General features: G+C 66.0%; 14 protein-coding genes. All 14 read left to right on the forward strand.

Translation table 11 applies throughout. The features are described from left to right. Positions 1–1,224 (forward strand): cation-translocating P-type ATPase (locus P4L93_01265; protein ID MDR3685574.1); only part of this gene is annotated, 1,224 nt, incomplete at its 5' end. A gap of 265 nt (positions 1,225–1,489) precedes the next feature. Then, on the forward strand, positions 1,490–1,975 hold the full coding sequence (locus P4L93_01270) for a TasA family protein (protein MDR3685575.1): 486 nt from the start codon (positions 1,490–1,492) through the stop codon (positions 1,973–1,975). A gap of 777 nt (positions 1,976–2,752) precedes the next feature. After that, a complete protein-coding gene (gene pheS / locus P4L93_01275) occupies positions 2,753–3,814 on the forward strand; it encodes a phenylalanine--tRNA ligase subunit alpha (protein ID MDR3685576.1) in 1,062 nt (353 codons plus the stop codon). 60 nt (positions 3,815–3,874) lie between these two features. Further along, the gene (gene pheT / locus P4L93_01280) at positions 3,875–6,292 is read left to right on the forward strand and encodes a phenylalanine--tRNA ligase subunit beta (GenBank protein MDR3685577.1); all 2,418 of its coding nucleotides are present in this window, start codon (positions 3,875–3,877) and stop codon (positions 6,290–6,292) included. 161 nt (positions 6,293–6,453) lie between these two features. Then, positions 6,454–7,497, forward strand: coding sequence for an N-acetyl-gamma-glutamyl-phosphate reductase (gene argC, locus P4L93_01285; protein MDR3685578.1), 1,044 nt, complete (start codon positions 6,454–6,456; stop codon positions 7,495–7,497). A gap of 37 nt (positions 7,498–7,534) precedes the next feature. Then, the gene (gene argJ, locus P4L93_01290) at positions 7,535–8,764 is read left to right on the forward strand and encodes a bifunctional glutamate N-acetyltransferase/amino-acid acetyltransferase ArgJ (protein ID MDR3685579.1); all 1,230 of its coding nucleotides are present in this window, start codon (positions 7,535–7,537) and stop codon (positions 8,762–8,764) included. A gap of 20 nt (positions 8,765–8,784) precedes the next feature. Then, complete coding sequence (gene argB / locus P4L93_01295) at positions 8,785–9,651, forward strand: acetylglutamate kinase (protein MDR3685580.1); 867 nt, start codon at positions 8,785–8,787, stop codon at positions 9,649–9,651. A 2-nt stretch (positions 9,652–9,653) separates the two neighbouring features. Continuing rightward, a complete protein-coding gene (locus P4L93_01300; protein MDR3685581.1) occupies positions 9,654–10,862 on the forward strand; it encodes an acetylornithine/succinylornithine family transaminase in 1,209 nt (402 codons plus the stop codon). Beyond that, positions 10,862–11,797 carry an ornithine carbamoyltransferase gene (gene argF / locus P4L93_01305; protein MDR3685582.1) on the forward strand — a complete coding sequence of 312 codons (936 nt, stop codon included), beginning with the start codon at positions 10,862–10,864 and terminating at the stop codon, positions 11,795–11,797. The genes P4L93_01300 and argF overlap by 1 nt, the downstream gene beginning before the upstream one ends. A gap of 34 nt (positions 11,798–11,831) precedes the next feature. Beyond that, positions 11,832–12,332 (forward strand): ArgR family transcriptional regulator, encoded by a 501-nt coding sequence (locus P4L93_01310; protein ID MDR3685583.1) that lies wholly within the window; start codon positions 11,832–11,834, stop codon positions 12,330–12,332. Positions 12,333–12,348: 16 nt separating this feature from the next. Next, positions 12,349–13,575 (forward strand): argininosuccinate synthase, encoded by a 1,227-nt coding sequence (locus P4L93_01315; GenBank protein ID MDR3685584.1) that lies wholly within the window; start codon positions 12,349–12,351, stop codon positions 13,573–13,575. Positions 13,576–13,577: 2 nt separating this feature from the next. Beyond that, entirely contained in the window at positions 13,578–13,847 is a 270-nt protein-coding gene (locus tag P4L93_01320) for a hypothetical protein (GenBank protein MDR3685585.1), read from the forward strand. Beyond that, on the forward strand, positions 13,840–15,255 hold the full coding sequence (argH, locus tag P4L93_01325) for an argininosuccinate lyase (GenBank protein ID MDR3685586.1): 1,416 nt from the start codon (positions 13,840–13,842) through the stop codon (positions 15,253–15,255). Before P4L93_01320 ends, argH begins: the two co-directional genes overlap by 8 nt. A gap of 97 nt (positions 15,256–15,352) precedes the next feature. Continuing rightward, complete coding sequence (locus tag P4L93_01330; GenBank protein ID MDR3685587.1) at positions 15,353–15,805, forward strand: MarR family transcriptional regulator; 453 nt, start codon at positions 15,353–15,355, stop codon at positions 15,803–15,805. Positions 15,806–16,018: the final 213 nt, after the last annotated feature.

Here is a 16,018-nt window from a genome sequence, read left to right on the forward strand (position 1 = left end):
GAGCTGGCCGACCGCGGCCGTCGCGTCCTCGGCGTCGCACGTGCGCGGTTCAGCGTGGCCGACGGCCTGCCCGCCGAGCAGCACGACTTCGACTTCGAGTTCATCGGGCTGGTGGGCCTCCAAGACCCGATTCGCGAGCTGGTTCCGGCTGCGCTGCGCGATGCGTACGCGGCTGGCCTTCGCGTCGTCATGATTACCGGCGACTACCCCGGAACTGCGACGAGCATCGCTCGCGAGATCGGCCTGAAGCCCGCCGACTGCTTCATCACGGGCCCCGAGCTCGCCGAGATGAGCGACGAGCAGCTGGCTGCTCGCATTGGCGACGTGTGCATCTTCGCCCGCATGGTTCCCGAGCAGAAGCTGCGGATCGTCCACGCCCTGCAGGCGCGCGGCGAGGTAGTCGCGATGACCGGCGACGGCGTCAACGACGCGCCCGCGCTCAAGGCAGCAGACATCGGCATCGCGATGGGGCAGCGCGGCACCGACGTCGCGCGTGAGGCCTCGGCCATCGTGCTGACCGACGACGACTTCTCGTCGATCGTGGGTGCCGTACGGCAGGGGAGGCGCGCTTACGACAACCTGCGCAAAGCGATGGCGTACATCATCGCCGTGCACGTTCCCATCGCGGGCATCTCGCTGATTCCCGTGCTCGCCGGCGCTGGTTGGCCGCTCGTGCTTCTTCCGATGCACATCGCCTTCCTCGAGCTGATCATCGATCCAGCGTGCTCGGTCGTGTTCGAGGCGGAGGCCGAGGAGCCAGGCATCATGGACCGGCCACCCAGGTCCGCGAGCGAGGCCCTGTTCTCGCCACGGGTGCTCACGATCAGTCTGCTGCAGGGCGCCAGCGTGCTCGCTTCGGTGTTCGCGATCTACTACTGGGCGCTCTCGACCGGACACACAGAGGCTGACGTTCGGGGACTGACGTTTGCGGCGCTTGTCGTGAGCAACCTGGCGCTCATCCTCGTCAACCGCTCCTGGTCGCGCACGGTTCTCGGCGGGTTGAAAGGCGACCCCAACAGCGCGCTTGGATGGGTTCTCGGCGGGGCGCTGGTCTTCCTTGTTGCGCTGATGACCGTGCCGTTCCTGCGAGAGGTCTTCCGCTTCGCCGAGTTCCACGCGACCGACGTGGTCATGGTGCTCATTGCAGGCGTGGCAGGCGTGGCTTGGTTCGAGATCTACAAGGTCGTCGTGCGCTCGCGCCTGCGTCGGGCACCTGCCAGCTAGCGCGCGGCGCGGCTCTCGGTTTGGCGCTCCCGATGCGCCACAAGAACGATTTGCGACGTGGTCGCACGACCAAGCCTCCCTCGGAATGGGTTGCTGTGCTTGGTATCGGCACAAGCTGCTACGTGCCGTAGCCGACGGGTCAGCTACTGGTTCGTCCACGGTAAGGGGTGTGTCGCATGCTCGTCTCGGCCGACGAGGCGCCCGTCTGCCACAACCCAAGAACCACGCGTCCGCTCCCTCGGCGGGCACAACCCGAGGAGGAGCCATGTTCAAACGTGCACTGTTCGCCATCGTTGGCGCGATCGCCGCACTTTCGCTCGGCGCCGCCGGCGCGTACTTCACAGCGCAGGTTCAGGTCGCCGATAGCGTCATCCGCGCCGGAGCCGTCGCGGTATCGACCGTGCCCACCAGCGCCCCGCTCTCAGTGAGCTCGCTTGCCCCAGGCGAGACCGCGATCCGGCCACTCGCCATCGTCAACGATGGCTCGCTGCCCGCCGACGTCGTCGTCACAGCCAAGAAGAGCGCGGGCATCACCGAGTTCTACGACGCTCTTGGCGTGCGGGTCTCGGCAAGCGACGTCGAGCTCTACAACGGCAGTCTCGACGCGCTGAAGAGCACGCCGCTGCGCCTTGCGCCCGGTGCGAGGGGTGATCTGCGCTTCGAAATCAGCCTGCCTGCCACGGCAACCAACACGCTTTCGAGTGACTACGCCAAGGTGTCGCTCTACGTCGACGCCGAGCAGGCACACTAATGCGGAAAGTCTTCTCGTGGCTTGCAGAGCCTCTCGCCGTGCTCGGCATCGTGGTGCTGCTGGTCTGGGCCGCCCATTCGCTGGTCACGCCTGTTCGCGTAGACGGGGCGTCGATGGCGCCAGCGTTGACGCCCGGAGATATCGCGCTTGTGGCCTTGGGGCGACGGCCCATACCCGGTGACATCGCGCTGATCCGAGCGCCCGGCCACGAGCAGGTGCTACATCGGGTGGTTCGAATCGACGACGCAGGGACCATCAGAACGAAGGGGGATGCCAACACGGTGCCCGACTTCGAGCCGATCCCAGCAGCTCAGGTGGTAGGTCGGTGCATTGGAGTTGTGCCGCTGGGCAAGCTGGTCGCTCGGTGGCGAGGGACCCCCGCCTACGCTAGTATTACGTCTCAACCGAACAGTACTCGGCGATGACGGAGACGGCGTTTCGCACCATGCCGACCGGCCAGGGAAGAGCCTCACCAGACTGGAAGGGCTCTCGGGCGGTAGCGAGGCGGTTCACTCCACCAGTCGCGACCTGAAGGGCGCTTGTGCTCGTGTAGGGAAGCCGGAAGCCTCCGATACCGGGCGAGCGCGGCCGCGAAGGCCGCAGCGGGGCGCGTGATGCGAAGCGCCGCCGCAACAAAGCGGGCTCGCGGTGCGTGCGAGCCAACCAAGGTGGTACCGCGGGAGCCCACTCCCGTCCTTGGGTCCTTCACGGACCTGGCGGACGGGGAGGCTCCCGTTTCGTTTTCCCGATGTGCGAGCGACGAGAGGTACGGCGAACATGAGCATCACCCAAGAACTCGAAGAGCAGCGAGACCGCTGTCTGGCGCAGATCGCTGAGGCAGCTGACTTGGCCGCACTCGACGCCGTACGCGTCGCTTACCTGGGCAAGAAGGGGTCGCTGACCGGTGTTCTGCGCGGCCTGGGTTCGCTGCCACCAGAGGAGCGCCCGCTGGCCGGCAAGGTCTCCAACGACGTGCGTCTCGCGCTTGAGGCCGCACTCGACGCGCGTCACGCCGAGCTGTCGGCGGTTGCGATGGAGGCGCGTATCGGCGCCGAGGCCATCGACGTCACGCTGCCGGGCCGCGCCCGCCCCGTCGGCTCGCGGCATCTCATCGAGCAGATTCGCGCCGAGGTCGTCGAGGTGTTCCTCGGCTTGGGCTACAAGATCGCCGAAGGCCCCGAAGTCGAATTGGACTACTACAACTTCACGGCGCTCAACACCCCGCCCGACCATCCGGCGCGAAGTCTCCAAGACACGTTCTACGTTCGCGACCTGTCCGGCGAGCGCGCCGACATCGAAGGCGAGAGCGACGTGTTGCTGCGCACGCACACGAGTCCCGTGCAGGTGCGCACGATGGAGGCCCAGGAGCCGCCAATCTACATCCTGGCACCCGGCAAGGTCTACCGCCGAGACATCGCTGACCCGAGCCACCTGCCGCAGTTCACGCAGATCGAGGGACTCGTCGTCGACGAGGGCATCACGTTCGCCGACCTTAAAGGCACGCTCGATCACGTCTGCAAGGCGATCTTCGGCCCCGATCGAAAGACGCGGTTCCGGCCGCACTTCTTCCCGTTCACGGAGCCATCGGCCGAGGTCGATGTGAGCTGCGGGATCTGCGGCGGCGACGGGTGCCGCTTCTGCAAGGGGACGGGGTGGCTGGAGATCCTCGGCTGCGGAATGGTCGACCCTAACGTCTTCGGCTACGCCGGGATCGACCCGGAGCGCTACTCCGGCTTCGCGTTCGGCATGGGCGTCGAGCGCATCGCTGCGCTCAAGTACGACTTGCCCGACCTGCGCGTCCTGCTCGAAGGCGACATGCGGTTCCTGCGCCAGTTCTAGACATCCCGGGGCGGCTCAAGTCAGCCGAGAACCCCTGAACGTGACCTCGAAGGGAAGACCATGCGCGTTTCGCTGAAGTGGCTCAAGGAGCTCGTTGCCGTCGATCTGCCGGTTCCCGAGCTCGTCGACCGGCTCGACCTGACCGGCACGGCTGTGGAGGCCGTGCACACCGCCGGCTCGGCGCTGGAAGGCGTCGTCGTCGGACAGATCGTCGCCAAAGAGCGCCATCCCGATGCCGACACGCTCTGGGTGACGCGCGTCGACGTGGGACGAGCCGAGCCACTCCAGATTGTGTGTGGCGCCCAGAACTTCGAGGCCGGCGACAAGGTCCCGGTTGCGGTGGTGGGTACGACGCTTCCCAACGGCATGACCATCAAGAAAGCCAAGCTGCGCGGTGTCGCGAGCGAAGGCATGAACTGCTCGGCGGACGAACTAGGACTGGGCGGCGATCACAGCGGGCTGCTCATCCTGCCCGCCGACGCTCCCATCGGCGTCCCCTTCGCTGAGTACCGTGGGCTGTCAGACTCGATCCTCGAGCTCGAGATCACCCCCAACCGCCCCGACTGCATGTCGGTCGTCGGCGTCGCACGTGAGGTTGGCGCCGTGCTCGACCACCCGGCCACCGTGCCGGCATCCACGCCTGCCGAGACCGGCGTGCCCGTCGCCGACTCGGTCAGCGTCACGATCTCGGACGGGGAGTTGTGCCCTCGCTACACCGCACGGCTGATCCGCGACGTGAAGATCGGCCCGTCGCCGGAGTGGCTCGTGGAGCGCGTGCAAGCATCGGGTGCTCGCTCGATCAACAACGTCGTCGACATCACCAACTACGTGATGTTCGAGCTCGGCCAGCCTCTGCACGCCTTCGACGCCGACCTGCTGGCGCGCGACTCGGCGGGCCGCATCGTCCTGGACGTGCGCCTGGCCTCCGCCGCCGAGAAGATCCGCACGCTTGACGGTCAGGACCGCGAGCTGACTGCTGACACGTTGCTGATCACCGATCCCAGCGGCCCAGTAGCACTCGCCGGCGTGATGGGCGGAGAGTCGACCGAGGTGCACGCGGCCACCGTCAACATCCTGCTCGAGTCGGCGTCGTTCTCGGCGACCTCGATCTCGCGCACGCGCCGGCGTCTCGGGCTGTTCTCCGAGGCGTCCGCTCGCTACGAGCGCGGCGTCGACGCAGCCGGCTGCGCGGCGGCGCTCGACAGGGCCGCTGCGCTGATGGCCGAGCTGGCCGATGGCAAGGTTGCGCCAGGCATCATCGACACCTACCCGCGTCCCGCTGTGCCGCGCGCGCTCACGCTCCGCATCTCACGCCTCCACGCGATCCTTGGCGTGTCCGTGACCGCCGAGGAGGCGGCGGGCATCCTGGTGCGGCTCGGTTGCGACGTCGTGAATTCCGGCGACGAACTGGCCGTCACCGTCCCGACCTTCCGTCCCGACCTCGAACGTGAGATCGACCTGGTCGAAGAGGTGCTGCGCATCTACGGCATGGCGCGCGTCGTGTCCACGCTGCCCGCCGGTCGCATGCGCATCGGCGAGCTTACGCGCACGCAGCGGTGGCGCGAGCGTATCGGCGCGACGCTGAGGGCGGCTGGGCTCAACGAGACGATGACGTACTCGTTCGCCGACCCGGGTGACGTCGAGCGCATGCGCGACTGCTTGGACGATGGCGAGGTCGCTTGCGAGCTACTCAATCCGATGTCGGTCGAGCAGTCGATCCTACGCCGCTCACTCTTGCCTGGCCTGATGCGCAGCGTCTCGTACAACCAACGGCGAGGCGTGCCCAACATCCATCTCTATGAGATCGGTTCGACGTTCCGCACCTCTGAGGGCCGCAAGCAGCCCAAGGAGCGTTCGGTGGTTGCCGGCGTGCTTGCCGGCGCGTGGCACCCGCCCGCGTGGAATGTGCCTACCACCGCACTCGACTTCTACGACGGCAAGGGTGTGCTCGAGACTCTTGCGCGCGAACTAGGCGCGGACAAGTTGCGCATTCGCGCTGCCGAGCTGCCCTACCTGCAGCCGGGGCGCAGCGCCGAAGTGCTCATCGGCGGCTCGGCAGGCGGTTGGATCGGCGAGGTGCATCCGCTCGTCGCGCAGTCGTTTGAGGCCGATGTGCCCGTGGTGGCCTTCGAACTCGACCTGTCGGCGCTCGTCCGCGCTGCAAAGGACGTCAAGCCCTTCACCGACGTCACGCGATTCCCCTCCATCGAACTGGACGTCGCGCTTCTCGTTCCAGAGGACGTGACCGCCGAGCGCATCGAACAGTCCTCGCGCTCCGCCGGTGGCAAGCTGCTCGAGTCCGTGCGCATCTTCGACGTGTACCGCGGCAAGGGCGTGCCGCAGGGCAAGAAGTCGGTCGCCATCGCGCTGACGTATCGCGCCCCGGATCGCACGCTGACCGCCGAGGAGGTCGCGGCTGCTCACGAGCGGCTGGTCCGCAAGGTGTCGGCCGCGGTGGGCGGAGAGATGCGCGGATAGAAAGCGCCCGGAATTCAGGCCCGAGCCGGAATCATGCATAGGTATGCGGTTCAAGCGCATAGAAGTTTCAGATTCGAAGATTTATACGCATATAGCTTGACGATGATGCGTTAGCATGCATATACTCACGCACTCGTTGGCGGAGGAACTAGGGAGCGATCATGGTCGAAGTAGCGGTGGTGGGAGCGGCAGGTTACGCAGGTATCGAGGCGGTTCGACTCGTGCTTGGCCACCCAAATCTGCGACTTTCCCTCGCAACCTCCGGCGCCGACGCGGCCAAGGAAGTGGCTTCCGTGTACCCGGCGCTCGCTGGAGCCACGACGCTGAAGTTTGTCGCGCCCGACGCTGCACTCATCGCCGACTCGGCGCAGGTCGCGCTGCTTGCGGTACCGCATACGGCCGCGATCGAACTTGCCATTCCGCTGCTGGCAGCCGGCGTCACAGTCATCGATCTTTCGGCCGACTTCCGGCTCACGGATCCCGCGGTCTACGAGGAGTGGTACGGCGTTGCCCACGGTGCACCCGAGCTGCTTCCCGAGGCCGTCTACGGCCTCCCAGAGCTCGACCGGATGCGTCTTCCCGGTTCGCGGCTCGTGGCATGCCCCGGCTGCTACCCCACAGCGACGGCGCTCGCCGCAGCCCCAGCGCTTGAGGCGCACGTCACCTCTAGCACTCGCATCGTGGTAGATGCGAAGTCGGGCGTCTCGGGCGCTGGCCGTTCGCTTTCGGCATCAAGCCACTACGTTGCCGCCAACGAGTCCGTCCGAGCGTACAAGGCGGGCGGCCAACACCGGCACACGCCCGAGATCGAGCAGACGCTTACACGCGCCGCCGGCCGAGACGTGCAGGTCATTTTCACGCCCCACCTCGTTCCGATGACGCGCGGCCTGCTCTCCACCGTCTACCTCGACGTAGCGAACGATTTCACGACAGCCGACGCGATTGCGTTGTACTCGGCGCGCTACGCCAACGAGCCGTTCGTGCACGTCCACAAGGCGGGCTTCATGCCCTCAACCGCCGAAGTCTCGGGCAGCAACCGTGCGGCGATCGGGCTGGCGGTCGACGAGCGCACCAAGACCTTGGTGGTCACGTGCGCCATCGACAACCTCATGAAGGGCGCGGCGGGTCAGGCGATCCAGTGCCTCAACGCGGTGCTTGGGTATCCGGAGACCACAGGGTTCGAGCGACCCGGACCGGTCATCTAGCTGCCCGCGTCCCTCCACCACGACCTTCGGAGAAAGCATGACCGACACCTCTGACAACCTCACCCCAAGCCCGGTCCCTGGCGGCGTGACTGCGCCACGCGGCTTCTCGGCATGCGGGGTCTCGGCGGGCCTGAAGGCAGCCGGAGCGCTCGACGTGGCTCTCGTCGTTGCCAAGCAGACGTGCCCGGCGGCTGGCGTCTTCACCACCAACAAGGTAGCTGCGGCGCCGGTGGTGGTCTCACGCCGGCACGTCTCAGCGGGCAAGGCACGCGGCGTTGTGGTCAACGCGGGCAACGCCAACGCGTGCACGGGCGCCGCAGGCGAACGCGACGCCGAGGCGACCGCGGATACGTTGGCGGCGCTCCTGGGCTGCGACGCTGGCGACGTGCTGGTGTGCTCGACCGGCGTGATCGGCGTGCCGCTTCCGTCGGGCAAGCTGCTCGGTGCGCTTCCCGGCGCGGTGGCAGGACTTGCGGCAGATGGCGGAGCTCGCGCTGCCCAGGCGATCATGACCACCGATACCGTCGCCAAGGAGGCTGCGGTTCAGCTCGAGCTCGGCGGCGTGACGTACCGGGTTGGCGGCATGGCCAAGGGTAGCGGCATGATCCAGCCCAACATGGCGACAATGCTCTCGGTCATCACAACCGACGCGCCGCTGGACTCCGGCGCCTGCGACGCGGCACTGCGGGCGGCGGTCACCGCGACCTTCAACCGGGTCACGGTCGACTCCGACACCTCGACCAACGACACGTGCGTCCTGCTCGCTTCCGGTGCGGCCGGCGGCGAGCCGATCGCGACCAACGACCCGCGTTTCGGCGCACTTGCCGCTGCAGTGCGTGTCGTCGCCGAGTCGCTCGCCCGCATGATCGCGCGGGACGGCGAGGGCGCCACCAAGCTCATCACGGTGATTGTACGAGGCGCCGCGAGCGACGCCGACGCCGAGCTTGCGGCCTTCGCGATTGCGAACTCGCCGCTGGTCAAGACCGCTGTCTTCGGCCGAGATGCCAACTGGGGTCGCGTTGCGATGGCAATCGGCAAGTGCGGCTGCGCCTTGGACCCGGTGGCGTTCGACATCACCTTCGCCGGCATCCCCGTGTGCTCGGCCGCGGCAGCGCTCGGCTTTGACGAGGACGCGGCGTTCGAAGCGCTGGGAGCGACCGACGTTGACATCGAGGTCGACCTGCATCTCGGAGCTGCCGAGGCAACCGTGTGGACCTGCGATCTGACCTACGACTACGTGCGCATCAACGGCGAGTACCGCTCGTGAGCGGAGAGGACGTGCATCACATGAAGGACCTGCTGGCCAAGGCCGAAGTGCTGACCGAGGCACTGCCGTACATCAAGCGGACGTCGGGCACGCGCGTCGTCATCAAGTACGGTGGCGCGGCCATGACCAATCCAAAGCTGCGCGAGCAGGTGGCCTCCGACATCGTGCTGATGAAGCTCGTAGGCATCAACCCCGTGATCGTTCACGGCGGCGGGCCCGAGATCACTTCATACATGGAGCGGCTCGACATGAAGGTCGAGTTCTTCAACGGACTGCGCGTCACCACCGACGAGGCGATGGAACTCGTGCGGATGGTACTCGTCGGCAAGGTGAACCCAGAGCTGGTCGGCGCCATCAACGTCCACGGCCGTTACGCGGTGGGCGTGTCGGGCGACGACGGCAACCTCGTGACCGCCAAGCAGCGCGACCCGCGACTGGGGCGCGTGGGCGACGTCACCGCCATCGACACGACGATCATCGACAAGCTCATCGAAGACGACTTCATCCCGGTCGTGGCGACCGTGGCCGCCGGCGAGGACGGCGGCAGCTACAACGTGAACGCCGACTCGGTGGCAAGCGAACTGGCAGTCGCACTCGACGCCGACAAGGTCATCTTCTTGACCGACGTCGACGGTCTGTACGCCGACTTCGACGAGAAGTCCTCGCTCATCTCGGCGCTGACACCCGACGAGGCCGAGGAGATGATCGTCAACGATCTGCTCGGCGGCGGAATGGTGCCCAAGGTTGCCGCGTGCGTCGCGGCGCTGCGTGGCGGGGTGAGACGCGCCCACATCCTCAACGGAACGGTGCCTCACGCTCTGCTGCTCGAGGTCTACACCGACGAGGGCGTCGGCACGATGATCGCCGAGACCGGAGAGGTGCTGTAGATATGGGCGCTCAATTCGAAGCCGCCGTCACGCTCGACGCCGAGATGATCATGCAGACGTACGGCCGTAAGCCGGTCATGTTCGTGCGCGGAGAGGGGATGCGGCTTTTCGACGACGAGGGACGCGAGTACCTCGACTTCGTCAGCGGCATCGGCGCCGTCAACCTCGGCCACGCGCACCCGGCTGTGGCTGCGGCGGTGTGCGAGCAGATGTCCAAGCTCGTGCACGTGAGCAACCTCTTCTACGTCGAGCATCGCGCCGAGCTAGCTGCCGATGTCTCCGAGTTGCTCGGCGGCGGGTGGCACATGTTCTTCGCGAACTCGGGCACTGAGGCTGTCGAGGGTGCCATCAAGCTCGCCCGCCGGTGGGCCGGGTTCCACAAGCCGGGGGCCTACAAGGTCGTGACCCTCGAGCGCTCGTTTCATGGGCGCACGCTCGCAGCCCTTGCTGCAACGGGCCAGGCCTCCAAACAGGAGGCTTTCAAACCGCTGCCCGAAGGCTTCGTGCACGTGCCAGCCAACGACGTCGCGGCGCTTGCGGCTGCGGTTGACGAGACTGTTGCTGCCGTGATGATCGAGGTCGTGCAAGGGGAGGGTGGCGTGTGGCCGCTGACCGCGGAGTACCTCTCGGCGGCCCGGCGAATCTGCGACGAGGCCGGCTGTCTGCTCATAGCCGACGAGGTCCAGACCGGCTTCTACCGTACTGGGCCGGCCTTCGCGCACCAGGCGTTCGGCGTCGTACCGGATGTCGTCACGGTCGCCAAGGCGCTGGGCAACGGCCTGCCAATCGGCGGCTTTCTGGCGCGCGGAAGTGCGGCCGAGGCTCTGCAGCCCGGCGACCACGGCTCGACCTTTGGCGGCGGGCCGGCGATCTGCGCCGCCGCTCGCGCCACGCTTGCTGCGATGGCCGAGCAGCGCGTCGGCGACAACGCTGTCCGGGTGGGCGCGTACCTGCGGGAGCGGCTCGCTGCGATCGGCGAGCAGACCGGCGCCCTATCCGATGTTCGCGGTTCCGGACTCATGGTGGGGGTCACGCTGAGTAAGCCGATCGCTGCTCAAGTGGCGGCTCTGGGGCTAGAGCGCGGCCTCGTGTTGAACAACATCGGCACGGATATTTTGCGTTTCTTGCCGCCACTCGTGTGCGGAAAGCCTGAGATTGATACACTTTGCTCCACACTGACCAACATTCTTGTAGAGGTGAGCGCCGAATAATGGATACCTCGCTCTCGGGTCGCGACCTGCTCTCACTCGGCGACCTCACTTCCGAGGAGCTCGCGCTCATCCTCGACACCGCGGTCGTGCAGAAGCGCCAGTGGGCACAAGGAGTTCGCGAGACGCCGCTGGCAGGCAAGGCTATCGCGCTGATCTTCCAGAAGCCGTCGATGCGTACGCGCGTGTCGTTCGAGGTCGGTTGCGTGCGACTCGGAGCGCATCCCGTCGTGATGTCCGGTCCCGACGGCGCGTTTTCGCGCGGCGAGACCGTATTCGATACCACGAAGGTGCTGGAGCGCTTTTGCGACGCCATCGTGATTCGCACGTTCGCGCAGGCGACGGTCGAGGAGATGGCTGCGGTAGCGGACGTGCCGGTCGTTAACGCGCTGACCGATGACCACCATCCGTGCCAGGGACTCGCAGACCTGCTCACCATCCGCGAGCACTTCGGGGCTCTATCCAGTCTCAAGATCGCCTATGTGGGCGACGGCAACAACATGGCCAACACGTACCTGCTCGGGGGAGCGCTGTCAGGCATGGAGGTCGCGATCGCCACACCGCTTGGCTATCATCCCTCCGAGGCCGTCGTCGAGCAGGCCCGCGCGATAGCTTCCGGCACCGGGGCACGCATCTGCGTCACCCACGACGTAGATGAAGCGGTCGCCGATGCGAACGTCGTGATCACCGACACATGGGCCTCGATGGGTCAGGAGGAGGAGCACTCCGAGCGAGTCCGCGCCTTCGCGCCGTACTGCGTCGACGAGTCGCTCATGTCGAAGGCCGCCAAGGATGCCGCGTTCATGCACTGCTTGCCCGCGCACCGCGGCGAAGAGGTCGTCGACGCCGTCATCGACTCGCCATCCTCGCTGGTCTTCGACGAGGCCGAGAACCGGCTTCACGCGCAAAAAGCGCTGCTCACGCTCTTGCTCGCCTAGGCACTCAACGATTCCGGGGATTGGACGGGGACCAATGAGGAAGAGACTCGAACGGCAGGACGCCATTCGGCGCATCGTGCGCAACGAGCGCGTCAAGACTCAGCGTGCTTTGGTGGACCTCCTCAAGGCACAGGGCTATGTGTGCACCCAGGCCACCGTCTCGCGCGACATCACGGAGATGGGGCTGCGCAAGCTGCCCGAGGGCGTCTACGTGCTAGCCGAGGACCTTCACATGCAGCGCATGGTCTCCGACCTGGTCTTCGAGGTGAAGCGGACCGGTAACCTCGTGCTGGTCAAGGCATCCAGCGGCACAGCCCCCGGCGTTGCCGCCGCGCTCGACGCCGCCGAGATGGACGGCATTCTCGGCTCAGTCGCTGGCGACGACACCATTCTCGTGATCACCGAGAAGGAAGCCGACGCGATTCTGCTCTCCGACACGCTCGACAAGTTCCGCGGAGTCTCCCCCGAGACCTCGGTCAGCCCCGTCTCGGCAGCCCAGAAGAGCCGCGCTCAGCACGGCGGCAAGCACGAGTAGAGAGAGGGACCTACGCATGGCACGGGAGAAAGTCGTACTCGCATACTCTGGCGGCCTGGACACCTCGGTCGCCATCAAGTGGATCCAAGAGAGCCACGACATGGACGTCATCGCGCTGGCAGTCGACGTGGGTCAGGAGCGTCAGGACCTCGAGTTCGTGCGCCAAAAGGCGCTGCAGATCGGCGCGATCGAGTCGATCGTCAAAGACGTTCGCGAGGAGTATGTGGAGGAGTTCCTGTCCAAGGCGTTGCGTGCAAACGCGCTATACGAGAACAAGTATCCGCTGCTCTCGGCGATGAGCCGTCCGATTATCGTCAAGCACCTCGTCGAAGAGGCGCACCGGCATCAGGCCAAGTTCATCGCTCACGGCTGCACGGGCAAGGGCAACGACCAGGTCCGCTTCGAGGTAGGCATCACCTCACTCGACCCTGAGCTCCGGATCGTCGCCCCTGTACGCGAGTGGGACCTGTGCACGCGCGAGCAGGAGATGGACTACGCCATCGAGCGCGGCATCCCGGTTCCCACGACCAAGAAGAGCCCGTACTCGATCGACGACAACCTCTGGGGTCGCGCAATCGAGTGCGGCGTGCTGGAGGATCCCTGGGTCGAGCCGCCGGCGGACATCTACACGCTGACCAGCGACGCGCGCGCCGAGGAGTGCGGCGAGCCCGAGTACGCGGAGATCAGCTTCGAGCAGGGCCTGCCAATCGCATTGAACGGGCAGGTCATGAGCTTCCACGACATAATTGTGGCCATGAACGACCAAGCCGGTAAGCACGGCTTCGGGCGCATCGACATGATCGAGAACCGCCTGATCGGAGTGAAGTCGCGCGAGGTCTACGAGGTACCGGGCGCGCTGACCCTCATCCAGGCCCACAAGGCTTTGGAGGATTTGTGCCTCGAGCGCGAAGTTCTCCACTACAAGCTCGGTGTCGAACAGAAGTGGGCCGAGCTGGTCTACAACGGCCTCTGGTTCTCGCCGCTGAAAGAAGCGCTCGACGGATTCGTGGATACAACGCAGAAGCTCGTCACCGGCGACGTTCGTCTGCGGTTCTTCAAGGGCAGTTGTGTGGTAGTTGGACGCCGTAGCCCGTATTCTCTGTACGACTACAACTTGGCGACCTACGACGCGGCCGACACGTTCGACCACAAGGCTGCCAAGGGCTTCATCGACCTATGGGGACTTCCCACCAAAGTATGGGCGCGCCAGCGCCGCAAGGTGGGCAAAGAAGGGGAGGTCTAGGCATGGCTGTGCTTTCAGGACTCATGAGCATCGCGGGGTTCATCTTCTGTTGTGCGTTCTTGTTCATCCTGTTTCTCTGCGTGCTCGTGTTCTGGTATTGGCGGAACCAGCCCAACCAGAAGACCTCCGCAACAGCTCCCGAGCCGCCCATCCAGGCGACCATCGAGCACCCCACCGCGGCTGCTCCCGCCGCGCCGGTAACGCCTGCGTCTGAGGCGCCGGTCGCCCCCGAGGCACCTGCCGACACCACGCCCCCGAGCGCCGATGCCTGAGGCGAAGACGCCTTGGGGTGGTCGGTTCGAAAAGACGCCAGCCAAGTTCCTGGCTGAGTTCGGTAACTCACTGCCGGTCGACAAGCGCATGTGGGCCGAGGACATTCGCGGATCGATCGCGCATGCCCGCATGCTCGCCAAGCAAGGTGTGATCGCCGAGAGCGACGCGGACGCGATCGAGTCGGGGCTCTCGGCGATCTATCGCGAGATCAAGGGTGGCACCTTTACGTGGGACCTCGGCGACGAGGACGTCCACATGGCCATCGAGCGCGTGCTGACCGAGAGAATCGGTCCGGCAGGCGCTCGGTTGCACACGGGTCGCAGCCGCAACGACCAGGTCGCCACCGACGCGCGGCTCTACGCCAAACGCGCCTCAAAGGAACTGGCCGAGGCTGTGCTGGCGTTGCGCCGGGCGCTGGTCTCACTTGCCGAGGAGCATCTCGGCGTCGTGATGCCGGGCTACACGCACCTGCAAAAGGCCCAGCCGGTGCTGTTCAGCCATCACGTGCTCGCGTACTCATGGATGCTCGCGCGCGACCTCACGCGACTGCGCCACGCGCACGAAGCTGCCGACGTGCTGCCGCTGGGCAGTGCCGCCTTGGCTGGCACCACGTACCCGCTCGACCGAGAGTACGTTGCCGCGCGGCTGGGGTTCTCGGCGGTGAGCGACAACTCCATGGATGCGGTCTCGGATCGCGACTTCCTGCTCGACCTAACCTACGCCGCCGCGGTGTGTCAGACCCACCTGTCACGATTGGCCGAGGAGATCATCCTGTGGTCGACCGAGGAGTTCGGGTTCATCACGCTCGACGACGCGTTCTCGACGGGCTCGAGCATCATGCCGCAGAAGAAGAATCCTGACTTCGCCGAGCTCGTGCGGGGCAAGACTGGCCGAGTGCTCGGCGACTTGCAGTCGCTCCTTGTGACGCTCAAGGGTCTGCCGCTCGCGTACAACAAAGACATGCAGGAGGACAAGGAGCCGGTCTTCGACGCGATCGACACGCTCTCGATGTCGCTGCAGGCGATGGAGGGCATGCTGTCCACCCTGCGGGTCAACGCGGAGACGATGCGCACCGGCGCCCAAGGCGGGTTCATGGCAGCCACCGACCTTGCCGACTATCTCGTCGGCAAGGGGATGCCCTTCCGCGAGGCGCACGAGATCGTGGGGCGCCTCGTGCTGGAGTGCGAGCGGGAGGGCCGGACGCTGCAGGAGCTGACCCCCGCTGAGTTCACAGCGCATGCCGCGCAATTCGGCGTAGACGTCACACAGGCAGTCGACATCGATCAGCTTGTGGCCAAGCGCGTGACCGTCGGGGGCACAGGCCACGAGGCAGTGAGAGTCCAGCTCGCCTCGGCCAACGATGCGCTGGCGGCCGATACGGCGTGGCTAGAAGGCCTGGGCGAGTAGGCTGCCGCCACAGAGCTGTCGGCCCGTCGGTTCTTCGGGTTGACCGCCGGCCGGGATGCCCATATAATTAGACATTCTAACTATATGGAGGATCCATATGTCCGACTCTAAACGCATGGCTGCGGCACGCGCGTTGCTCTCGACGATGCCGCTCGTGAACCGCACAGTCGGCCGTGCGATGCGTATGAAGTGTAGCTCCGAGACGCCACTGCTGCCGCAGCAATATCGGCTGTTGGGTGCCATCGGACGGCGTGCCCGCACGCTTGGCGAGGTCGCGCGCATCCAAGGTGTCACTCCGGCCACGGCGACCACGCTTGTAACGACGCTGGAGTCGCGCGGGTGGGTCAATCGCGAGCACGACCCGGACGACCGTCGCCGAGTGGTCGTGTCGCTGACCGAAGGCGGCGCGACGGTTCTCAAGCGGAGTCAGATCGTCGCAGAGGGCGCGATGGCTGATCTGCTACAGCCACTGAACGCCGAGCAGCTCGCGCGCCTTCTTGACGGCCTGTCGGTTCTCGGCGAACTGGGTAAGAGCGACACAGCGCGCTGACCCGTCCGCACCCATACAACCAACTCGAGCGGCCCAACCCTGAGCCGCCATTCACGCTTGACGCCTCACTCGACAAGGAGACCCCGCACCTGATGACTCGATTGCTTCGCACGTACCTTTATCCCTACAGATGGCAGCTTGCGTTCGTCATGGTGCTGCTGCTCGCCCAAGCCATAACTAACCTGTTCCTGCCCGCCCTCAACGCCGACATCA

The organism is Coriobacteriia bacterium (genome assembly GCA_031292615.1).
Lineage (GTDB): Bacteria > Actinomycetota > Coriobacteriia > Anaerosomatales > JAAXUF01 > JARLGT01.